The 21,071-nt window shown below is 71.3% G+C and carries 17 protein-coding genes; 6 read left to right on the top strand and 11 right to left on the bottom strand.

The window, feature by feature from the left end; translation table 11 throughout:
* Position 1: 1 nt before the first annotated feature.
* Positions 2-721 carry a hypothetical protein gene (locus ACQP2X_RS16135; protein ID WP_498697761.1) on the top strand — a complete coding sequence of 240 codons (720 nt, stop codon included), beginning with the start codon at positions 2-4 and terminating at the stop codon, positions 719-721.
* Between the two features lie 54 nt (positions 722-775).
* Here the strand turns inward: ACQP2X_RS16135 and ACQP2X_RS16140 are convergent, their stop codons facing one another.
* Both ACQP2X_RS16140 and ACQP2X_RS16145 read right to left on the bottom strand, forming a co-directional pair.
* Positions 776-1,411 (bottom strand): helix-turn-helix transcriptional regulator, encoded by a 636-nt coding sequence (locus ACQP2X_RS16140; RefSeq protein ID WP_498697763.1) that lies wholly within the window; start codon positions 1,409-1,411, stop codon positions 776-778.
* A gap of 66 nt (positions 1,412-1,477) precedes the next feature.
* Positions 1,478-3,046, bottom strand: coding sequence for an FAD-dependent oxidoreductase (locus ACQP2X_RS16145; protein WP_498697764.1), 1,569 nt, complete (start codon positions 3,044-3,046; stop codon positions 1,478-1,480).
* A 103-nt stretch (positions 3,047-3,149) separates the two neighbouring features.
* Here ACQP2X_RS16145 and ACQP2X_RS16150 point away from each other — a divergent pair, with 103 nt between their 5' ends.
* Complete coding sequence (locus tag ACQP2X_RS16150; protein WP_498697765.1) at positions 3,150-5,873, top strand: AAA family ATPase; 2,724 nt, start codon at positions 3,150-3,152, stop codon at positions 5,871-5,873.
* Here ACQP2X_RS16150 and ACQP2X_RS16155 read toward each other — a convergent pair.
* Complete coding sequence (locus ACQP2X_RS16155) at positions 5,818-6,597, bottom strand: GNAT family N-acetyltransferase (protein ID WP_498697766.1); 780 nt, start codon at positions 6,595-6,597, stop codon at positions 5,818-5,820. The genes ACQP2X_RS16150 and ACQP2X_RS16155 overlap by 56 nt on opposite strands.
* A 274-nt stretch (positions 6,598-6,871) precedes the next feature.
* Between ACQP2X_RS16155 and ACQP2X_RS16160 the strand changes: the two genes are divergently transcribed.
* Positions 6,872-9,268, top strand: coding sequence for a CARDB domain-containing protein (locus ACQP2X_RS16160; RefSeq protein ID WP_498697767.1), 2,397 nt, complete (start codon positions 6,872-6,874; stop codon positions 9,266-9,268).
* Positions 9,269-9,332: 64 nt separating this feature from the next.
* On the opposite strand, the gene ACQP2X_RS16165 is transcribed toward ACQP2X_RS16160, so the two are convergent.
* The 4 genes from ACQP2X_RS16165 to ACQP2X_RS16180 all read right to left on the bottom strand — a co-directional run bounded on the left by ACQP2X_RS16165 (position 9,333) and on the right by ACQP2X_RS16180 (position 12,197).
* Entirely contained in the window at positions 9,333-9,728 is a 396-nt protein-coding gene (locus tag ACQP2X_RS16165; protein WP_498697768.1) for a DUF6188 family protein, read from the bottom strand.
* Between the two features lie 333 nt (positions 9,729-10,061).
* Positions 10,062-10,460 (bottom strand): hypothetical protein, encoded by a 399-nt coding sequence (locus ACQP2X_RS16170; RefSeq protein ID WP_498697769.1) that lies wholly within the window; start codon positions 10,458-10,460, stop codon positions 10,062-10,064.
* A gap of 58 nt (positions 10,461-10,518) precedes the next feature.
* The gene (locus tag ACQP2X_RS16175) at positions 10,519-11,154 is read right to left on the bottom strand and encodes a response regulator (protein ID WP_498697771.1); all 636 of its coding nucleotides are present in this window, start codon (positions 11,152-11,154) and stop codon (positions 10,519-10,521) included.
* Positions 11,151-12,197 (bottom strand): sensor histidine kinase, encoded by a 1,047-nt coding sequence (locus ACQP2X_RS16180; protein WP_498697773.1) that lies wholly within the window; start codon positions 12,195-12,197, stop codon positions 11,151-11,153. The genes ACQP2X_RS16175 and ACQP2X_RS16180 overlap by 4 nt, the downstream gene beginning before the upstream one ends.
* 584 nt (positions 12,198-12,781) lie before the next feature.
* On the opposite strand from ACQP2X_RS16180, the gene ACQP2X_RS16185 reads away from it, so the two are divergent.
* Both ACQP2X_RS16185 and ACQP2X_RS16190 read left to right on the top strand, forming a co-directional pair.
* On the top strand, positions 12,782-13,087 hold the full coding sequence (locus ACQP2X_RS16185) for a hypothetical protein (protein ID WP_498697776.1): 306 nt from the start codon (positions 12,782-12,784) through the stop codon (positions 13,085-13,087).
* Between the two features lie 1,045 nt (positions 13,088-14,132).
* Complete coding sequence (locus ACQP2X_RS16190) at positions 14,133-17,519, top strand: phosphodiester glycosidase family protein (RefSeq protein WP_498697778.1); 3,387 nt, start codon at positions 14,133-14,135, stop codon at positions 17,517-17,519.
* An 82-nt stretch (positions 17,520-17,601) separates the two neighbouring features.
* Here the strand turns inward: ACQP2X_RS16190 and ACQP2X_RS16195 are convergent, their stop codons facing one another.
* Both ACQP2X_RS16195 and ACQP2X_RS16200 read right to left on the bottom strand, forming a co-directional pair.
* Positions 17,602-17,826, bottom strand: coding sequence for an SDR family oxidoreductase (locus ACQP2X_RS16195; protein ID WP_498697781.1), 225 nt, complete (start codon positions 17,824-17,826; stop codon positions 17,602-17,604).
* 79 nt (positions 17,827-17,905) lie between these two features.
* Positions 17,906-18,745 (bottom strand): SDR family oxidoreductase, encoded by an 840-nt coding sequence (locus ACQP2X_RS16200; RefSeq protein ID WP_498697782.1) that lies wholly within the window; start codon positions 18,743-18,745, stop codon positions 17,906-17,908.
* Positions 18,746-18,847: 102 nt separating this feature from the next.
* On the opposite strand from ACQP2X_RS16200, the gene ACQP2X_RS16205 reads away from it, so the two are divergent.
* Entirely contained in the window at positions 18,848-19,660 is an 813-nt protein-coding gene (locus ACQP2X_RS16205; RefSeq protein ID WP_498697783.1) for a helix-turn-helix domain-containing protein, read from the top strand.
* 54 nt (positions 19,661-19,714) lie between these two features.
* Here ACQP2X_RS16205 and ACQP2X_RS16210 read toward each other — a convergent pair whose 3' ends face one another.
* On the bottom strand, positions 19,715-19,945 hold the full coding sequence (locus ACQP2X_RS16210; protein WP_498697784.1) for an enoyl-CoA hydratase-related protein: 231 nt from the start codon (positions 19,943-19,945) through the stop codon (positions 19,715-19,717).
* A 382-nt stretch (positions 19,946-20,327) separates the two neighbouring features.
* Positions 20,328-21,047 carry an L-type lectin-domain containing protein gene (locus tag ACQP2X_RS16215; protein ID WP_498697785.1) on the bottom strand — a complete coding sequence of 240 codons (720 nt, stop codon included), beginning with the start codon at positions 21,045-21,047 and terminating at the stop codon, positions 20,328-20,330.
* Positions 21,048-21,071 lie beyond the last annotated feature (24 nt).

Raw genomic sequence — 21,071 nt, forward strand, 5'->3', positions numbered from 1 at the left:
CATGAGCGACCTGCTGGAAGCGATTCTCGAGACGTACGGCGGTCGCGCGGCCTGGGAGCAGGCTCAGCGGATCAGCGCCCGCCAGTTCTTCGGCGGCGTGCTCTGGGGGATGAAGGGCTGGCCCGGCGCCCTTGACGACGTACAGGTGACTGTCGATCTGCATCGTGAGCACACGCGGCAGGAGCCGTTCTTCGCCGAAGGGCACCACACCAACTTCACCCCGCAGCGGGTGGCGGTGGAGACCGCCGACGGCGAGGTCGTCGAGGAGTTGCTGAACCCGCGCGACTCCTTCGCCGGGCACGAGCTCACGACGCCCTGGACGCAACTGCAATTGGCCTACTTCTCCGGGTACGCCATGTGGACGTACACCACCGAACCGGCCTCCCTGCTGCTGCCCGGCGTGCGCACCGAGGAGATCGACGGCTGGACCGAGGACGGCCGGAAGTTCCGCCGGCTGGCCGTCACCTATCCGGACAGCATCGCCACCCACACCCCGCGGCAGGTGCTCTACGTCGACTCGGACGGGCTGATCCGGCGGCGGGACTACACGGTCGACATCGCGGGGCGGGCGCCGAGCGCGCAGTACGCGCTGGACTTCGCCACTGTCGACGGTTTGGTCGTCGCGACCAGCCGGAAGATCTACAGCACGGACGAGAACAACCGGAAGGTCCCGGACCCGCTCATCGTCTCGATCGATCTGAAGGACGTCACGGTCCACTGACCGCGGCGGGGGATCCGGGCCACGGCGCCGGATCCCCGAACCGCGTCCGGCTCGTCAGATGACCCCGAAGCGCATGGCGTGGGCGATGATGTGCGACCGGTTGCGCAGCCCCAGGCGCCGGGTGATCGTGTGGATGATCCCCTTGACGGTCCGCTCGGAGTAGCTGAGCGCGGCGGCGATCTCGGTGGTCTCCCGGCCCTCGGCCATCAGCCGGATCACGTCGATCTCGCGCGGGGTCAGGCCGGCCGCGTTCAGGCCGGCCTCGTCGAGCACCCGCAGCTGGAGGTCGCGCAGGTGTTTGAGCAGGTCGCCGACGAGCGGGGGCGGCATCACCCCGTCACCGGCGGCGACCGCGGCGACCGCCCGGCTCAGCCGCTCGGCGGTCACGGCCGCCCGGGGCAGCACCGAGTGGACGCGGCACTCGACGGCGAGCAGAAGCTCGGAGTCGTTGATCTCGTCGAGCACCAGCACCACGGGCCGGCGGGTGGCGGCGGCCGACCGGCGCAGCGCCGGCACCACCCGGGCGTCCAGCCGGTCGGCGGCGAAGACGAGCACGTCGCCGCCGGGCTCGTCGGGGCCGAGCACCCGCAGGTCCGGCCGCCCGGCCAGCAGCACGGTGAGCCCGGCCAGGGTGAGCGAGTCGGTGGCCTGCACCGACACGTCGAGCGGGGTGACCAGAGCCTGGGTCATGAGGGCCTCCTTCGCGGCTTGCTGCGGCAACAGTGCCGCGCCGGCCGGGCCGAGGCATAAGTCGAATCACTGAACGTCGGCGAGAGCCTCGTGAACGGCGCGGACCGCGGCCGATCCCTCACCGACCGCCGCCGCGACTCTCTTGAGTGACCCGTGCCGGACGTCGCCCACCGCGAACACGCGCGGAATCGAAGTGGCAAACCCCTGATCCGTACAAATAAATCCGTCTTTATCCGTTTCTATGCCGTTGAGCCACTCGGTGGCGGCCGTGGCGCCGATGAAGCTGAAGACCCCCCGGCACTCCAGGGGCTCGTCGCGGCCGGTGACAATGAGGCCCGTCACGCGCTCCTCACCCACAATGTCCGCAATTTCGGTACTGGTGAGGACAGTGATCCGGGGATCGGCGAGGATCCGCTCCACCAGGTAGGACGACATCTTGGCGTACAGGTCGGGGCCCCGGACGATCAGCGTGACATGGCTGGCGTAACGGGCCAGATGCAGGGAAGCCTGCCCGGCCGAATTGGCGCCGCCGACCACCGCGACCGGCTCGCCAGCCACACCCTGGGCCTCCAGGTCGGTCGCCGCGTGATAGATGCCGTTGCCGACGAAGTGGTCCCACCGGTCGATCGGCAGCGACCGATAGGCCGCCCCGGTCGCGATGATGACGGCCCGGGCCGATATCTCGGTGCCGTCGTTCAGCACCAGCACGTGGGTGTCGCCCGGCCGCAGCGCCGACACCCCGCACGGCGTCGCGATCTCGGCCCCGAACTTCAGCGCCTGCACCGCCGCCCGCGTGGTCAGGTCGAGCCCGCTCAGCCCGAACGGGAAGCCCAGGTAGTTCTCGATACGGGCGCTGGTCGCCGCCTGCCCGCCGGTCGCCACCATGTCCAGCAGCAGCGTGCCCAGCCCCTCCGAGGCGCCGTAGACCGCCGCCGCCAGCCCGGCCGGCCCGGCGCCCACGATGGCCAGGTCCACCGTCCCCCGGCCGATGCTGCTGTAGGTCAGCCCCAGCCGCTCGCTGATGACGCCCGGCGTGACCCGCTTCAGCACGCCTCCCGGCGTCAGCGCCACCGGAAGATCCTCGGACGAAAGACCGGATTCCCGCAGTACGGCCTCAGCCGCGCCCGACGCGGCGTCCAGCCACAGATGGGGCAGCCCCTGACGGGACAGGAACACCCGCAGGGCCAGCCCGTCGCCCGACCGGGGATCGCCGACGATCGTCGTGGACTGCTCGGCGCCGAGCCGCAGCAGCCGGCGCCGGGCCAGGAACGCCCGCAGGAACAGATCGCCCAGGTCGGTCTGCTGCGCCATCAGCCGCCGGAACGACGCCTGGTCGATCACCCGGATCGTGCCCGGCTCGACCACGGTGACCGCCTGGTTGCGGGTCTGGCTGGTCAGCAGGCTCAGCTCACCGGCGAAACCGCCGGGCCCGTACGTCGAGAGGCCGTCCCACAGGGTCGCGCTCTCGCACAGGATCAGGTCGCAGTTCGCCTCGCCCACCTCGTACAGCCGCGTTCCGGCGGTCACGGTCACCTCGGTGCCGTACGCGGCGGCCCGCGCCAGCTGTTCGGCGTCGAGCCGGGCGGTCGCGGCGGCGGGCAGATCCTCGATCTCCGGGAAGGACGTCCTGTTCATTCGGGCAACGGTGACAGGGCTTCGTGGCCTCCGTCACCCGATGGGCGTTTCCGCCGTCACAAGGGCAACGGCGCTTGCCCGACCCGGCGCTAAGGTCGATTCCGTGCCCGCGCAGACACCCGTCCTCCTCGGGCGCGAGACCGAGCTGGCCCACTTCGGCGAGCTGCTCGACGCGACCGGCCCCGGCGGGCGGGCCGTCGTCGTCGAGGGCGAGGCCGGCATCGGCAAGAGCACGCTGATCGGCGCGGTGTCCGCCCTCGCCGCCGAGCGGGGCTTCCGCGAGCTGCGCTGCACCGGCGTGGCCAGCGAGACCACCTCCGGCTTCGCCGGCCTGCACGAGCTGTTCCACCCCGTGCTCGACCGCCTGCCCGACCTGCCGGGACGGCAGCGCCAGGCCCTGGAGGTGGCGCTCGGCCGGGCCGACGGGCCGGCCCCGAGCCGCCTGATGACCGGCCTGGCGTCGCTCGGCCTCCTCGAGGAGTACGCCTCGGAGCAGCGCACGCTCGTCGTGGTCGAGGACGCGCAGTGGCTCGACGCCTCCACCGCGCAGGCCCTCGCCTTCGTGGCCCGCCGGCTGTCCCAGGCGCCGGTCCTGATGGTCGTCACCACGCGCGGCGTCTCCGAGCTGTTCGCGTCGCTGCCGCAGCTCCCGCTGGGCCCGCTCGGCGCGCAGGCGTCCGAGCAGCTGCTGGCCGGCCTCGACGCGCCCACCCGCAAGCGGATCCTGGCCGAGGCCGTCGGCAACCCTCTGGCCCTCACCGAGCTGCCGCGGGCGCTCACCCCGGCCCGGGCCGGCGACCAGTGGCTGCCGATGACCCGCCGGCTCGAGCAGGCCTTCCTCGACGGCGCCGCCGGCCTGCCCGAGCGCGGCCGGCAGATGCTCCTGCTCATCGCGGCCGCGCCCGAGTCGTCGCTGCGGCAGCTGATGGCCGCCGCGGCCGGCGCCGGGCTCAGCCTGGACGACTTCGCCCCGATCGAGCGGGCCCGGCTGGCCGCCGTCTCCGGCGACCGGGTGGTGCCGCGCCACCCGCTCGTGCGCTCGGCCGTCTACAACGCCGCCTCGTTCGCCGAGCGGACCGCCGCCCACCGGCTGCTGGCCGCCGCCGCCACCGACCCCGACCGGGCCGCCTGGCACGCCGCGGCGGCCACCCCCGACTACGACGACGAGGTCGCGGCCGCTCTGGAAGAGACCGCGAACCGCGCCCGTGACCGCAGCGCGCAGATCGAGGCCGTGGCCGCGTTGCGCCGGTCGGCCGCGCTGTCCTCCTCGGTGACCGACCGGGCCCGCCGGCTCGCGACCGCGGCCGAGGTGGCCCGCCAGGCGGGTGAGGTGGCCGGCAGCGCGATGCTGGTCCGCGAGGCGTGGCCGCTCGCCACCGATCCCGACGTGCTCACCCATCTCACGCTCACCGAGGTGGCCCTCGGCGCCAGCGCGGCCGTGCCCGGCCACAGCACCGGCGAGCTGCTCGACCTGGTCGCCCGCCTGGCCGGGCCGGGCGGCGGCGACAACCGGATGCAGCGGCTGCGTGTGCTGGCCACGTCGGCCACCGCCAACGCCATCCAGGGACTGCCGGCCGACCTGCGGGCCCGCCTCGACGACGCGATCGTGGCGGCCGACGCCGGCGCGCGGAGCCCGCACGCGCTGGTCGCCCGGGTGCTGCTCGACCCGGTGGCGCACGCGGCCGAGGCCCGCGACCGGATGCCCGAGCTGGGCCGGGCCGTCCGGGCCTATCTGGCCGGCGATCCGGCGCCGAGCCGCTCGCAGATCATCATCGGCGTCGGGCTGATGGCCCAGGCCGTGCACGACCTGCCGGCCGCGCTGGAGTGGTGGAGCCTGGGCGTCGACCACTTCCACCGGGCCGGCGCGCCGGGCGACGAGGCGTGGACGATGCGGGAGCGCGCGGTGATCCGGGTCGGGCTCGGGCAGCTGCGCGAGGGCCTGGCCGACGCCGAGATGGCCCAGCGGCTCGCCGCCGACCTCGGTCTGCGGGTCACCGCGGCCGACGCGGCGATCCTCGCCGCCCGGGCGTACGCCTGGCAGGGCGACAACGCGCGGGCGCTGGCCGCCCTGGAACTGGGCGAAGGGCTGGACGTCACCTTCATCCGGGCCCGGGCGAGCTGGTCGGCCGGGCTGATCGCCCTCAACCAGCACCGCTACGACGACGCCTGGGCCGTTCTGGAGGCCGCACAGGCCATCGGCACCACGGGGCTGTGGTCGCTCGGCGACCTGACCGAGGCCGCCGTCCGCACCGAACGCGAGTCGCTGGTGGAGCCGCTGCTCGAGCGCGCGGGCGCCTTCCCCGGCCCGTACATGAGGAACCTCGTTCGTCGCGGTCTCGCCCAGATCTCCCCCGGACCCGAGGCCGAGGAGCACTACGAGGCGGCGCTCGCGGCCGAGGACAACCCGGCCGTGCTGGAGGTCGCGCGGACCCGTCTGGCGTACGGCGAATGGCTGCGCCGCCGCCGGCGCATCGTCGACGCCCGGGAGCAGCTGAGCGCGGCCCTGCGGGCGTTCGAGACGGCCGGCGCCCGTCCCTGGGCCGAGCGCGCCTCGACCGAGCTGCGCGCGGCCGGTGTCGCGCCGGTCGCGTCGCGGCCCGGCCGCAACGCGCTCAACCAGCTGACGGCGCAGGAACTGCGCATCGTCGAGCTGGCGGCGGACGGCCTGACCAACAAGGAGATCGCCGACCAGCTCTACCTGTCGCACCGCACCATCGGGACGCACCTCTACAAGGTCTTCCCGAAGCTGGGCATCAGCAACCGCAACCAGCTCAGAAGCGCACTGTCCAGTTATCCCGTTCGTACAGAGGCGCCAGGCCGGCCCTGACCATGTTGGACAGCGACTGGTTGCCCTCGCCCTTCCAGGTCTCGGCGAACAGCCGCCGGCAACCCGCCTCGGCCGCCGCCCGGGCCCGGGCCGCGATCAGCGCCGACTGCGCGCCCCGGCCGCGGTGGGAGGGCCGGGTGGCGGCCGCGTTCAGGCCGGCCGCGTCGCCGTTGAGGTAGACGTTCGCGCCCGCGACCACCTCGTCGCCGTCCCACGCGCCGAACGGGCGCCAGTTCTCCCGCCCGGCCGTCGACGCGAACATCGCGGTGAGGTCGCCGGTGGGCATGCCGAACGTGTCGAGCACGGTGTCGGCCCACGCCCCGGCGGTCTCCGGCGTCACCGCCCCGATCCGCAGATCGGTCGGCGGCGCGGTGACCGCGGCCGGGTCACCGCCCAGCTTGATCCAGGTGCTGGTCCTCTCCATGCCCGCCGGCCCGAACCCGTCCGGCAGCACGGCGGGGACCAGCTGGATGACCGCCCGCTTCACCGCGTGGGTGCGGTAGAAGTCGAGGACCTCGTCGAGCACGGCCGTGGTGAACGGCTCGGTCACCCCGAAACCCAGAGCCTTGCTCCAGTACGACGTCGGGTCGTTAGCCATCGCGACAGCCACACCACCGCCGATGCGAGCCGCGGCCACCCCGAGCCGCTCCCGCGCCCCGACCGGCATGCGGGTCTCGTAGTCGACCATGAGCTCGGCCTCGGTCAGCTCCGCTTGCTCGTTCACTTCGTGAAAATCGCCTTTCCCCTAGTCGTCGAGTCCATACTGCGCGGCGATCTCCGTACGCAGGACCCCGTCCGCGATGAGCCCGGTCACTTCCGCGTACACGCGCTCGGCTGACGCCGCCGGCCGCTCATCGTCCACAGCGATCCCGAGGGTGAAAGCTGCCGATTCGCACCGCAGAAAGTCCTATTTGTTCAATATTCTCCGTTTTCTGGCTGACCGAGGCTTGGGAGACGACCACATGTTCCGTCGCGCACGGCGAACGCCCTGGATGGCGATGACAGTTCTGCTGGGTGGGGTGATCACCGCCATGCTCACGGCGCCCGCGGTCGCGGCGCCCGCCGTGCCGGCTCCGGCCGCGGCGGCCACCCGGACCCTCGCCTACGTACTCGACATCTCCGCCGACGTGGTCAAGGTGATCGATGTCGCGACACGCGCGATCACCGCCACCGTCCGGGTCGGGCCGTACCCGTTGTTCCTCGCGATGACGAAGGACGCCGCGAACGTCTACGTGACGAACAACAGCGGCAACAGCGTGTCGCGCATCGACACCGCGACCAACACTGTGACCAGGAACTATCCGGTGAACAAACCGAAATACATCGCGGTCTCACCGGACGGGGCAAAGGTCTACACCTCGTCGGACAACGTGGTGGCGTCCATCAACACCGCCACCGGCGCCACCGTCACGAAGCCGATCGGCACCTACCTCCGCGGCTTGGTGGTCAGCCCCGACAACGCCACCGTCTACGCCCTCGAGTCCACCACCGGTGACGTCCTGGTCCTCGACGCCGCGACGCTCGCGGTGACCTCCACAATTTCCGTGACCACCAGCACGCCGGGCGCGATCGCCCTCTCGCCCGACGGGCAGAGGCTGGCCGTCTCCAACATCCACGACAACACCGTGTCGGTGGTCGACACCACGAACGGCACGGTGACCGGGACCGCCCCGGTCACCGGCCCCAACGACGTGAGCTACTCGGCCGACGGCAGCCGCCTCTTCCTCTCCGGCAGCTCCTCGGGCCTGACAATCGTCGACACGTCGGACAACACCATCGAGGCCAACGTTCCCCTTCCGGCCGGCACCTATACGGTTGCGCCGACGCCGGACGGCAAGCAGGTCTACCTGTCCAACTTCCAGAACCACTTGGTGTACGTGGTCGACGTGGCCACCGAGGCCGTCGTGTCCACGCTCAGCGGCTTCGCGATCCCGTACGGCATCGCGATCGGCGACGTGCCGGTGCCCCCGTCGGCCGACCTCGATGTGACGATCACCGAGTCGGCCGACCCGGCCACCCTCGGCGAGGAATACAGCTACACCGTCACGGTCGGCAACAAGGGCCCGAGCGCGGCGACCGGCGTCACCGGCAAGGTCGCCCTCTCCGGCGCCGCCCACGGTCTCCGCGCCTCCAGCACCCGCGGCGCCTGCACAACCGCGGTGGACGAGGTCACCTGCCCGCTCGGCACGCTCGCCAAGGACGCCACAGCCACCATCACCGTCACCATCGAAACAGAGGCGGCCGGCACCATCACCGCGACCGCCACGGTCGACGCCACCGAGACCGACCCGGCCGCCGCCGACAACACGGCCACCGCGACCACCTCGGTCACCACATCAGCCGACCTCGGCGTGACGCTGGCCGACTCGCCGGACACGGTAGCTCTGGGAGGCACGTACACCTACACGGCCACCGTCAGCAACAAGGGCCCGAGCCCGGCGAGCGGGGTGACGGCCAAGATCATGCTGTCCGGGGCGGCCCGCACCATCCGGAGCGCCACCAGCACCCGGGGCAGCTGCACGACCGCCGCGGCCGTGGTGACCTGCCCGATCGGTGCCCTCGACCGGGCCGGCACCGCGACCATCACCGTCATTGTCGAACCGCAAGCGGACGGCACCATCACCGCCGGCGCTTCCGTCGACGCCACCGAGCCGGACCCGGTCACGGACGACAACACCGCCACCGAGACGACCACGGTCACCAAGTCGGCCGACCTCGCCGTCACGCTGGCCGACTCGCCCGACCCGGCCGCCCTGGGCAGCACCTACACCTACACCGCGACCGTCACCAACAAGGGCCCGTCGGCCGCCTCCGCAGTCGTGGCCAAGGTCGCGCTCTCCGGCGCCGGCCGCACCATCCTGACCGTCACCAGCAGCCAGGGCACCTGCACGATGGCCACCAACGAGGCCACCTGCGCCGTCGGCGGCCTGGCCACGGACGGCTCGGCCACGATCACCGTCACCGTCGAGCCGTTGGCCGTCGGAACGGTCACCGCGGTCGCGACAGTCGCCGGGGCCGAACCCGACCCGGTCGCGGCCAACAGCACCGTCACCACGACGACGACGGTCGCCAACACCCACCACTGCACGATCCTCGGCACCGTCGGCCTCAACCTGCTGGCCGGCACCAGCGGCAACGACGTGATCTGCGCCTTCGGCGGCAACGACATGATCAACGCCAATGGCGGCAACGACATCGTCTACGCCGGCTCGGGCAACGACTCGGTGAGCGCCGGCGACGGCAACGACACCGTCTACGGCGGCGACGGCAACGACGCCGTCAACGGCGAAAACGGCACCGACACCATCGACGGCGGCCCGGGAACCGACACCGCCAACGGCGGCCCCGGCACAGACACCTGCACCAACGTCGAAACCAGAATCAGCTGCCCATAACTCCGCACCCACCCGGGCGGCGGCTCGGGGGAGCCTTCGTGGTCAGCCCGCCGAGGGACAGAACCTAGCCGCCGTTTCTCGTCGTCGAGGCTCTGGTGTTGGCCCAGACGGCCAGTTCACCACCGGGGAGGCAGACGATCAGGGGGCCGTCGGGGTTGGTGAACGCCCACGACTCCACCTCCGGATCGGCGGTCACGCGCAGCTCGTAGCCGGCGCCGAAAGTGATGGTCAGTGCACCGTCGTCGGCGGTCTGTGCCGTGCTGACCACGTCACCCAGCAGGGACGCCAAGGCGTCGGAGCTGTCGTCGCCCGGGACGATCCGGGCCCGGATCTCCGGGGTGGTCAGGTGGGCGGCCGTCTCGATGAGGATCTGGCTGCCGCGGGAGAAGCTGAGGACCAGGGCGTCGCCCAGGCGGACATACTCCAGGTGCTGTCCGACCAGGGGGGAGAGCGGCGACATGCGTACCTCGATCGGCTCGGCGTGAACTGACGAGCTGGACCGTATCGACCGCTTTCATAACGGGGCCTTAAAACAGGAACGCAGCTCTGATCACTTCGGTCGATCGAGACTCTCGGCACCCAGAGCGTCACGCCACGCCGTCTCGGCCAGGTGCGTGGCGACCTCCACGGCGCAGGGGCCGTCCGAGGTCCGGTTCTCAGCGGTGAGGGGTCATCGCGAGCCAGACCGAGGTGTGGACGGTCGGCATGGTGGCCGGCCCGCTCACCGCGCAGATCCCGGTCAGTCACGCCGGGGAGCGGGCCAAGGCCGAGAAGCAGATCATCAACACGCGGTTCATCTACCCGCCGGCGTGGTCGGCCGAGGCTCTGCTGGCGCGGGCCGGGCAGCTGTCGAACCGTGCCGCCGCCGCGGCAGCATAGGGACGAGCATGGCCGGGAACATCAGGAGGTGGCCGGCCAGCATCAGGGTGCCGCCGTCGATGAGACCCATGCCGTACGGAATGAGCAGCACCAGCATCGGCGCGGCCATCGCGGCGCACATCTCGGCGATGTGGGGCCAGGAATTTTTCCGTACGAGCATCCAGGCGGCCATGCCGATCGCCATGTTCACGGTCATGGCCATCGCGTGGGCGGCGGGGTAGGCGTCCAGCGAGGGCCACAGGGGAGCCAGCGCGAACATGCCCACGAACATGGCGACGACCATCTCGATGTAGTGCAGGGCTCTTTTCGTCATGAACCGATGGTCGGAGGGCCGGGGTCATGATGTCAGGTGCCGAAGGTCATGGCCGGGGTCATGGGATGAGGCCGAGGTCGCGGGCGCGCAGGGCGGCCTGGGTGCGGTCGCGGGCACCGATCTTGCCGAGGACGTTGGTGACGTGGTTCTTGACCGTGCCCTCGGCCAGGAACAGGGCGGCGGCGATCTCGCGGTTGCTGCGGCCGTCGGCCAGCAGGCGGAGCACCTCGGTCTCCCGGTCGGAGAGCGGGTCGGCGAGCGGCGGGGGTGCGGGCGTCCGGGCGAAGCGGGCCACCACCTTGGCCGCCACCGAGGGCTGCAGGACGGACTCACCTCGGTGGGCGGCCCGCACGGCCTCGACGAGGCGCTCCGACGACACGTCCTTGAGGAGGTAGCCGACCGCTCCGGCGCGCAGCGCGGCGAAGACGTCGGCGTCGTCGTCGAAGGTGGTCAGGGCGATGACCTGGGTGGCCGGGTGGGCGGAGCGGATGCGGCGGGTGGCCTCGATGCCGTCGAGCACGGGCATGCGCAGGTCCATCAGGACCACGTCGGGGCGCACCCGTGCGACCTGGGCCAGGGCCTCGTCGCCGTTGCCGGCCTCACCGGCCACTTCGAGGTCGTCGACGACGCCGAGCAGCACGGCCAGGGCCTCCCGGAACAGGGCCTGGTCGTCGACGATGAGAACGCGGGTCATCCGGGCAGCTCCATCCGCAGGGTCGCCCCACCGCCGGGCGACGGCTCCAGGGTCAGGCGGCCACCGAGCCGGTCCGCCCGTTCACGCAGGCCGACGAGCCCGAAGCCACCCGCGCTCCCGGCGGCGACGCCGATGCCGTTGTCGCGCACCTCGAGGCGTACACGGGAAGGGTCTGAAAAATCGAGAATCAGGTCGGCTCTGGTCGCGCGGGCGTGCTTGTGGACGTTGGTGAGCCCTTCCTGAGCCGCGCGGAAAAGGGACTCCTCGGCCTCCGCGGCGAGGGGCCGCTCCGGGCCGACGATGGTGGCCCCATCAGTGAGCCGCCGCAAGGCTTCGGGAAGGGGCAGGGGCGAGCGCAGAGCTCCCACCGACCGGCGCACCTCCCGCAGGGCTTCCTCGGCTTGATGCTGCGCTTTACCGAGCATCTCATCGGCCTTGGCGGTCTGGGCGGTCTGGGCGAGAACCGCGCGGGCCGCCTTGATCTGCATCTGAACGACGGTCAGCGCATGCCCGAGCCCATCGTGGATGTCACGCGCGAACCGGTTGCGCTCGTCGAGCACGGCCAGCCGCTCCACTTCGGCCTGGGCGCGGGCAAGCTCGTGACGAGCCGCTTGCTCACGCATCAGAAGCTTGGTGAGTACGGCCGCGAACACGGCCGCCGCGAAAAGACCGAGCCCTTCACGGACCCCTTCGGACAGCGCCATCCCCGCGTGAAAAAGCGGCAACAGCACAACCACGACAGCCACGGCCGCAAGCGGCAGGGTAAGAGTCGCCTGGATAACCAGCACGACGAGCATGAGCGTGGCCCCGACCGACGCTTCGGAGACCACAAAGACCGCAAACCCACAGACAAAGAGCACGATGACGTACGCGTAGGAGAGCCGCGTCCGGGCCTTGCGCGTGACCCACTCGTACCCACCGGTGGCCAGCACCAGAAAGACCGCCCCAGGAACAAGCGCCACCGCCGCCCGGCTCCCACCGCCCACGTCAACAAGCAGCGTCACAAACGCCGCAACGGTCAGCGCGGCCATGGCTGCTTTCACGCCCCTTACTTTCCGCCAGCCCCGCCCCGGGGTCAAACGCCCGCCCTTTCATCCGCTAGGCACCGGCCATCCGCCATCACCGGCCCACGCCTGGGCGTCATCGCGCGCCCGAGGCCGAGCGGTAAATTATTAGTCATCACCCATGGTATTTTTCCGACCCGAACGAATTGTCTGCGGCATGCTTAGTCGTCCGATCGGAACCGTCATGCCACCAGCCAGGTATGGTCAATATTCCGCGGTGCCATGGCTGTGAATGCCGGTTGCCGTCGCCTGCTGAAGCCAGGGGAGAGCATTCGATTCCGGATGGCGGGACTGCTGCCCACGCTCGACGTGGACGCGGGAACCCAGACTTCGTCGCAAACTTACCCCGACCCGTCATCTCGGCTGACGCGACGGCCTCGGCCCGGACTGTGGTTTTCGGAATGCGTTCGGCCTGGACTGTCCGCTCGGGCCGCGCGTCCGCGTTGGCTGGGGTTGTGCTGGCGCTTCGGCGTTGGTTGTTGACCCGGGTTGTGCTGGCGCTTCGGCGTCAGCTGCTGGCCGGGGCTGTGCTGGCGCTTTGACGTCAACCGCTGGCTGGGGCTGTGTTCCTGTTCGGGTTGAACGGCTGGCTGCGGCTGTGCCGGCGCTTCGGTGTCGGTTGTCGGCTCAGGCTGTGTTTCGGCTTCACCCGCTGGCCGGGGCTGTGCCGGCGCTTTGGTGTCGACTGCTGGCTGGGGCTGTGCTGGCGCTTCGGCCTTGGCGGGCTTGTTCGTGTCATCGGCGGACGGCGCCTCCGCGGGACGAGCGGCGATCGCCTGGTCGACGGGGTCGCCCGAGCGCGGCGGGCGCACGCGCGTGACATCGTCGTCCCAGACCAACGGCGGTATGCGCTCGTGCGGATCGTGTAAGCCCAGCTCCCCGCACTTACGCGAACAACCATGTAACTGGCATAACTTCAGCGCGTGACGTCGTTTAAGGCCCCACCGTCGCCGCTCCGACTGATCGCGCCGGAACGCCACCATGTCCGGTGCGCGACTCGGCACTCCACTCCAATCTCGCATGGCATCTATCTCAGACCTCGAAAACAACTCCAGCTGCGCCATAAACCATTGTCCCGCATCCCGGAGATCGAGATCAAAGAAAGGATCATGCGAATATTGGAATCCGGTCAACCGCATTCTTCAGCCGCGTGCAAGTGCTCGCGGTCGGCCGCCATGTGAGGCGTCATCGAGATCATGGAGGTGGCCCTGAGCCGGATGCTGCGCAAGGCGCACGCGACCTTCGGGTAACGAACGGGGCGCTGCGGTGCTGGTCTGCTGGCGGTGGAGCGAGGGTCTCGCGCCGACCTGCATCCCTTGGCCCGCTCGGCTGCTGGTGAGCGGAAGAGGGCCGCCTCCAACTCCCGCCTGGCACTGAGCTGGGCGAACCGGTGGCTAGGTGGTGGCCGAAGCCGGTGGCTACGTGCTGGGCGAAGCCGGTGGCCGAGGGCTGGGCGAGACCGGTGGCCGAGGGCTGGACGAGGCCGGTGGCTGGGGCTGGGAAGGATCCGGTGCCTGAGTGCAGGGCGAAGCCGGTGGCCGAGGGCTGAGCTGGGCGAAGCCGGTGGCCGAGGGCTGGGCTGGGCGAAGCCGGTGGCCGAGGGCTGGGCTGGGCGAAGCCGGTGGCCGAGGGCTGAGCTGGGCGAAACCGGTGGCTGAGCGCTGAGTGAAACCAGTTGCGGGGGCTGGACGAGACCGATGGCTGAGGGCTGGACGTAACCGGCGGCTAGGGGCTGGATAAAACCCGCGGCCAAGGAACCTGGGCGGCAGGCGGCACCACCGTCATGCCGCGGAAGGCGAAGGCGGCACGGCGCGGATTGAAGTCCTTAGCAAGTACACAGGAGCGTCACAGGTTCATGGGAACGCCTGACGCGATTCATTCTTACGTTATGCAAGATCTCTAGCGTCCGGGTCCATGAGATCAAGAGTTCTGCCCTGGGTGGGTGCTGTCGCCACCGCGACGACGCTGATCGCGTCGCCGGCGGCGGCCAGTGCCTCGCCCTCGGTCACCGGGACGGGGGCGGCCAAGCCGGTCGCGCCCGTCACCGGGGGTATCCCGCTGGTCGACAGTGCGGAGCGGATCGGGCCCGGCATCGATCTGCGGCATGTTCAAGCGCTGGAGAGCAGCGGCTGGTACGACGCGCGGTTCCTGACCGTCGATCTGTCCAACAAGGCGGTCAGCACCGACCTGCTCACCTCGGGGGCCGTCGCCTCCGGCGGGCCGCTGAGCGAGGCGGCGAACAAGGCCGGCGCGGTCGCCGGTGTGAACGGTGAGTTCTTCGACATCGGCGGCAGCAACGCGGCGCTCGGTGGTGAGATCCAGAACGGTCAGCTCGTCAAGACCGCGGACGCCAGCGGGCGGCAGCACGTCGGTGTCAGCAAGGACGGTGTGGCCCAGCTCGTCGACCTCGCCGTCGACGCCAAGGCGGTCTTCGGCGGGGCCGACCACAAGGTCCTCACCATCAATGCCGCCAACGGCGCCGGTGTGCCTGCTGACGGCCTCGTCGCGTACACCCAAGCCTGGGGAACCTATAGCCGCAACCGCGGATTCACCGGTGTGGACGCGGTGGAGGCGGTCGTCTCCGGCGGCAAGGTCGTCTCGGTCGGCGCGCCCGGCGCGGGGGAGATCCCGGCTGACGGCTTCACGCTGGTCGGGCGCGACTCGGCGGCGACGGCGCTGCGGGCGCTGAAGGTGGGCGACGCGGCCACACTGTCGTACGAGATGTCGAACGACGCCACCAAGGCGATGAAGTTCGCCCTGGGCAACGGCGGCACGGTGGTGAAGGACGGCAAGGTCGTGCCCGGCCTTGACCCGTCGATCGCGCCGCGCACCGCGCTGGGCTTCAAAAACGGCGGCAAGACGCTCGTGCTGGCCACCTGGGACGGTCCCGGCGGCACCGGCAAGGGCGGCGTCGGCATCGACAAGGAAGCTCGCGATCTGGCCGCCCTGGGCGTGCAGACCGCGGTCAACCTGGACGGCGGCGGCTCGACGACCGTGGTGGCCCGGGCCTTGGGCGACGACCAGGCGACCGTACGGAATGTGCCCTCCGACGGGCACGAGCGCAACGACCCCAACGGTGTCGGCGTCTTCGTGGCGCCCGGCGACGGCAAGCTGCACGACCTGCTGATCAACGGTGAGGCCAAGGCCTTCCCGGGGCTGCACCGCACGCTGACCGCGGCCGGAGTCGATGACCACCAGACGCCGGTCGTGGTCAAGCCGCAGTCGGTGCGCTGGTCGGTCCGGAATGGCGTGGTCACCGCCCCGCAGCGGGGTTCCGTGCTGGTCACGGCCTGGGCCGGGCACGAGCTGGCGGTCAAGAAGGTCGACGTGCTGGGCGCGCTCGACCGGGTCGAGCTGTCGGCGCAGCGGCTCTCCATCGCCGAGGCGACGCCGGAGCAGGCGGTGACGGTCGGGGTGACCGGCCGCGACGACCAGGGCTACACCGCCTCGATCGACCCGGCCGACCTGAAACTGGCGTACGACCGCAGTGTCATCGCCGTGAAGCCGCAGGGCGGCAAGCTGTCGATCGTCCCGCTGAAAGCGGCCGGCACGGTCCTGACCATCACGGTCGGCGGCAAGTCGGTGCAGCTGCCGATCACCATCGGCGTGCAGACCGTGACGGCGTACGAGTTCACCGACGACGTGCTGGCCCGCTGGCGCAACAACAGCACCGCCGCGACCACGTTCACCAAGGACACCGACGGCCTGAAGATCGACTTCCCGGCGATGCGCAACGTGGGCATCTCGGCCACGTCGGCCGCCAACCGGATCGCCGTGCCGGGGCAGCCCCTGCGCGTCCGGGTCCGCATGAAGTCCAGCATCAGCGTGCCGGCCGGGCTGACCTACCTCGGCTACTACGACGGCACCGGCAAGGCGTCCGGCGTCTACGGCACCGCGCTCGAGGCCAGCACCGAGTGGCAGAACGCCACCTTCACGCTGCCCGCCAGCACGGTCTTCCCGATCTCGATCGCCAGCTTCCAGGGCATCAACACCGCCGTGGCCCAGCAGAAGGCGGGCACGTTCGTCCTGAACCGTGTCGAGGCCGACGTGCCCACCTCGATCGACCTGCCGGCCCGGCCCGACCTCCAGGCCGACCGGCTCGTCTCGACCGACGGCACGCTTCCGGGCGGTGCCGGCACGTGGAAGTTCGCGTCCATCTCGGACGTGCAGTTCACGGCCGACAACCCGGCCCTGACCCAGGTCGCCACCGCGGCTCTCCAGCGGATCCGGGCCACCAGGCCCGACCTGGTCATCCTCAACGGCGACGTCACCGACCGGGGCCTGCCGCAGGACCTGTCGCTGGCCCGCCAGGTGCTGACCGACGCCGGTTGTGACCTGGTCGCGGCCGGGCAGAAGCCGTCCGGCAAGCCGGGCACGGTGCCCTGTTACTACGTTCCGGGCAACCACGAGTCGTACGGCCTCAACAACACCCAGCAGGACCTGACCAACTTCACCAAGGAGTTCGGGCAGCCGTACCAGACCTTCGACCACAAGGGCACGCGTTTCATCCTGCTGGCCAGCTCGCTCGGCTCGTTGCGGGCCTCGGCCTGGGATCAGTGGCCGATGTTCCAGAAGGCGCTGGCCGACGCCGAGCGTGACCCGTCGGTGCGCAACGTCGTCGTGGCCGCCCACCACCCGGTGGACGACCCGGCCGACACCAAGTCGAGCCAGCTGACCGACCGCAACGAGGCGGCCCTGATCGAGAAGCTGCTCACCGACTTCCGGGGCAAGACCGGCAAGGGCGCGATGATGATGGGCTCGCACGCCCAGATCGCCGACGTCCACCGTCTCGAGGGTGTGCCGTACTTCGTGCACCCGTCGTCGGGCAAGGACCCGTACGGCACGCCGGACCGCGGTGGCTTCACCGGCTGGGTCGACTGGTCGGTCGACCGGAACAGCACCGCGAGCCGGCAGTGGCTGACGGCGGACGTGCGGGCCTTCGCCCAGTCGATCACGCTGAACGCGCCCGCCACCCTGGGCACCGGCAGGACCGCCGAGCTCGACGGCAGCATCGTCCAGCCGGAAGGCGTCGAGAACGGCACGCGGGTGGTGCCGCTGCGCTACCCGATGTCGGTGCACTGGAGCGGTTCGCCGTCCCTGGCCATCGGCAGCGGCGACGAGGCCGTGAAGGCCGCCCGCCGCAGCGGCAAGGTGGCCATCCTCGACCCGGCCACGCGCGAGCTGACCGCGCTGCGCCGCGGCTCGGTGACGGTGACCGTGACCAGCGACTCGATGCGCGCCTACACCGGCGCGGCGTCCCTGGCCCCGATCACCACCTCGAAGACCGTCACGGTCAGGTAAGTCCGGGCGCTGGGCCGGGGGAGACTCCTTCCCCGGCCCAGCGTTGCCCCGCTTGTCCGCCGCCACGGCTCGACCGGCACCGCTAAGCCAACGCGCCGCCCGCGACGGTGAGCAGCTGGCCGCTGACGAAGGACGCGAGCGGGCCCGCGAAGAACTCGGCCACGTCGCCGGCCGTGCCCATGCGGCCCATCGGGTTGAAGTCGCGGACGAAGGCCCGGATGCCGGGCCCGGCCTCGGTGGCCGTGGGCAGGATGCCGTTGACCGTGACGCCGCGGGGGCCGATCTCGTGGGCGAGCACGCGGACCACGGGGCGTACCGGAGGGCGATGGCCCGTCCGATACCCCGCGCCGAGCCGGTGACCAGGGCGGTCCTGCCCGAAAGGTCGGTCACTGCTGGTCGGTCCAGTCGGTGGAGGCGGCCAGGGCCTCCTGCGGCTCGATCTGGGCGAGACGGTCGCGCAGGGCGCCTGTCACGAACTTGTACGCGTCGGAGCCGAGCACCAGGCGCAGCGGGGCCGGTGACTGGTCGGCGCTGTCGATGATGCGGGCGGCCATCTTGGCCGGGTCGCCCAGTGGGGGACGGGTGCGGTCCTTGGCCCCGCGGACCATGGCGGCGGGGGTGTTGTCGTACGCGGGTAGTGGGGTGGCCAGTTGCAGGCTGTCGAACCGGAACTCTGTGCGGGCGCCGCCGGGCTCGACGATGGTCATGTCGATGCCGAACGGGGCGACGTCGCGGGCTGTGCCTTCGATGAAGCCTTCGATGCCCCACTTGCCGGCGTGGTAGAGCGAGGCGCCGGGGTTGGTGGCCTGCCCGCCGTAGGTGGAGATCTGGATGATCCGGCCGCCGCCCTGGGCCCGCAGGTGGGGCAGGGCTGCCCGGACCACGGCGATGGAGCCGAGCAGGTTGGTGTTGAGCTGGGCGATGACCTGCTCGTCGGTGAGTTCCTCGGCGGCGCCGAACAGGCCGTAGCCGGCGTTGTTGACGATGACGTCGATGCGGCCGAGTTCGGTGAAGGCCCGGTCGATGGTTGAGCGGACGCCGGGCAGGTCGGTGACGTCGAGGTGGGCGACCCAGAACTGGTCGCCGTACTTCTCCTGGAGATCGTCCACGGAGTGTGGGCGCCGCACGGTGCCGGCGACGCGGTCGCCGCGTGAGAGCAGCTGTTCGGTCATCTGGCGGCCGAAGCCGCTGTTGACGCCGGTGATGAACCATGTTTTCGATGTCATGAGATCGACTGTGCGCAGGCCACGGACGATGTGGCAGACAGAGTTGTTCCTGGTAGTAGCGGGGACAGGCACCGGGGCGCCGGGGCTCGTACCGTGGGGATCATGGACAACGCGCTGGGCGATTTTCTGCGGGCACGCCGCGAACTGGTGACGCCGAGGGAGGTGGGCCTGCCCGGCGGCGGGCTCCGGCGGGTGCCGGGGCTGCGCCGCGAGGAGGTGGCGATGCTGGCCGGGATCAGCGCCGAGTACTACCTGCGCCTGGAGCAGGGCCGTGACCGGACGCCGTCGGCCCAGGTCGTCGAGGCGCTGGCCCGCGTTCTGCAGTTGGACGCCGAGGGGAGCTCGTACCTGCTGGACCTGGCCCGGCCGAAGAGCCGGCGCCGGGCCCCGAAGGCGGCCGACCGGGTGCCGGAGGGCATCGAGATGTTGCTGGGCACGCTGAACTTGCCGGCGTTCGTGGTCAACCGCTATCGGGACGTGCTGGCCGCCAACCCGCTGGCGGCCGAGCTGTCCCCGCTGATGCGGCCCGGCACGAACCGGCTGGTCGTGCTCTTCACCGACCCGTCGGCCCGGCTGGCCCACCCCGACCTGGACGAGAACGTGGGCAACGTGGTGGCGCAGCTGCGGGCCGAGATGGGCGCTGACACCGACGACCCGCGCCTGCAGTCGCTGATCGGCGAGCTGTCGCTCAAGAGCGAGCAGTTCCGCAAGCTGTGGGCCCGCCACGACATCCACCGCGGCGGCAGCGACACCGGCCTCATCCACCACCCGCGGGTGGGCGAGATGCGCCTGCGCCGCGAGAAGCTGGCTGTCATCGGCAGCGACGGCCTGCAACTGGTGATGTACCACGCCGAGCCGGGCAGTCCGGCCGCCGACGCCCTGGCCCTGATCGCTAACGAGCTGGAACACCGCTGAACAGCGCGCGTTCCTGGTTCTGGGCCTCGCCGAACGGCAGACGGCTGCCGAACACTATCGACTTCTTGGCCGCGGCCAGCGCCGGGGCCGGGGCCGCCGCGATCGAGGAAGCCCAGCCCAGGACCTCGCCCAGGAAGTCGAGGCCGGAGAAGACCAGCCCACGCGCAGGGCCTCGGAGGCGCCGGCCTCGCGCCCGGTCAGGATCACGTCGGCGGCGAGGCCGGGCCCGATCAGGCGGGGGAGCCGTACGCTTCCGCCGCCACCGGGAATGATGCCGGCCGGCACCTCGGGGCTGCTGGAGCCGGGCGTCCGGCGAACCCACCCGCAGGGTGCAGGCCAGCGCCAGCTCGTGACCGCCGCCGGAGGCCAGCAGGCGCAGCGCGCGGCTCCACGCCCCGCGCTCCCGCTCGGTGGCGGTGCCCGCGCCCAGCCGGCCCAGTTCGGCCAGGTCGGCGTGGTTGATGAAGAAGCCCGGCGTGCCGCCGGCGAGGACCGTGTCGGGCTTGGCGGCGTACGTCTCGAGCAGATCCCCCAGCTCGATGAGGCCGGCGAAGGTCATCAGGCTGTCGGGCTGGTTGGTGAAGGTGAGCAGGGCGACCGGCCCCCGCTCGGAAGCGTTCCACGTCATGCCGTCGACGCTGGGAGCGGGGGCCGGGGCCGCGATGAGTCAGCTGACTGAGAGGTTCCAGTCGAGGATCTCCTGGGTCGACGACGTGCTGCCGGTGGAGCCGGTGAAACCCACCCAGGCCATGTCGGCGCCGACCTGGGCCGCCAGGTCGACGGACGTGCTGATCAGCTGCCGGCCGCCGACGGCGACAGTCAGCTGGTGGGCGCCGGCGTCGTAGGCCACCCGGACCGTGACGGGCGCGCCGAACAGGGGCGTGGCGGTCGGGGCGGCCGCCAGGTGGTAGTCCGGGTTGCCGCGCAGCACGACCCCGGCGTGGCTGGCGTCGGCGTCGCCCGGGTTGCGGAAGTCGTCGAGCTCGACCGCGACGCTCGGGCGGATGCCGCGGTAGCCGAGGCCGCCGCCCCAGCCGCCGAGGGCGCGCGGGCCCACGCCCTGCACGAGGAAGGCCACGCCGTCGGCGCCGGGGGCGTTGCCGCGCAGGTGCACGCCGAAGGTGGTCTCGAACGAGCGGGTCAGGTCGATCCGTTCGGCGCCCCAGGCCGAGCCGGCCTGGCGATATCCGCCGCCGGTCAGGCGCAGCACCGAGCTGGGCGAGTCGCTGGCCGACACGAAGCTCGCCGAGCCGTTGAGGCTGAAGTCGCTGAACGGGAACCCGCCCGGCGCGGCCTGCGCGGGCGTGGCGGCGACGGCGGCGGCCACGGACGCGGCGGCGGCCAGGAGACCGCCCGTCAGCCGCTTGCGATAGTCAGACTGGGACATTGTTCCGTCCTCCAGAGAAGCGGT

This window comes from Actinoplanes sp. CA-131856 (genome assembly GCF_050956135.1).
Classification (GTDB): domain Bacteria; phylum Actinomycetota; class Actinomycetes; order Mycobacteriales; family Micromonosporaceae; genus Actinoplanes.

Excerpts from the sequence above, each read along its gene's own strand:
- ACQP2X_RS16160 (WP_498697767.1), top strand. The coding sequence starts at position 6,872 with ATGACAGTTCTGCTGGGTGGGGTGATCACCGCCATGCTCACGGCGCCC.
- ACQP2X_RS16135 (WP_498697761.1), top strand. The coding sequence starts at position 2 with ATGAGCGACCTGCTGGAAGCGATTCTCGAGACGTACGGCGGTCGCGCG.
- ACQP2X_RS16175 (WP_498697771.1), bottom strand. The coding sequence starts at position 11,154 with ATGACCCGCGTTCTCATCGTCGACGACCAGGCCCTGTTCCGGGAGGCC.
- ACQP2X_RS16190 (WP_498697778.1), top strand. The coding sequence starts at position 14,133 with ATGAGATCAAGAGTTCTGCCCTGGGTGGGTGCTGTCGCCACCGCGACG.
- ACQP2X_RS16215 (WP_498697785.1), bottom strand. The coding sequence starts at position 21,047 with ATGTCCCAGTCTGACTATCGCAAGCGGCTGACGGGCGGTCTCCTGGCC.
- ACQP2X_RS16165 (WP_498697768.1), bottom strand. The coding sequence starts at position 9,728 with ATGTCGCCGCTCTCCCCCCTGGTCGGACAGCACCTGGAGTATGTCCGC.
- ACQP2X_RS16205 (WP_498697783.1), top strand. The coding sequence starts at position 18,848 with ATGGACAACGCGCTGGGCGATTTTCTGCGGGCACGCCGCGAACTGGTG.
- ACQP2X_RS16140 (WP_498697763.1), bottom strand. The coding sequence starts at position 1,411 with ATGACCCAGGCTCTGGTCACCCCGCTCGACGTGTCGGTGCAGGCCACC.
- ACQP2X_RS16200 (WP_498697782.1), bottom strand. The coding sequence starts at position 18,745 with ATGACATCGAAAACATGGTTCATCACCGGCGTCAACAGCGGCTTCGGC.
- ACQP2X_RS16145 (WP_498697764.1), bottom strand. The coding sequence starts at position 3,046 with ATGAACAGGACGTCCTTCCCGGAGATCGAGGATCTGCCCGCCGCCGCG.
- ACQP2X_RS16170 (WP_498697769.1), bottom strand. The coding sequence starts at position 10,460 with ATGACGAAAAGAGCCCTGCACTACATCGAGATGGTCGTCGCCATGTTC.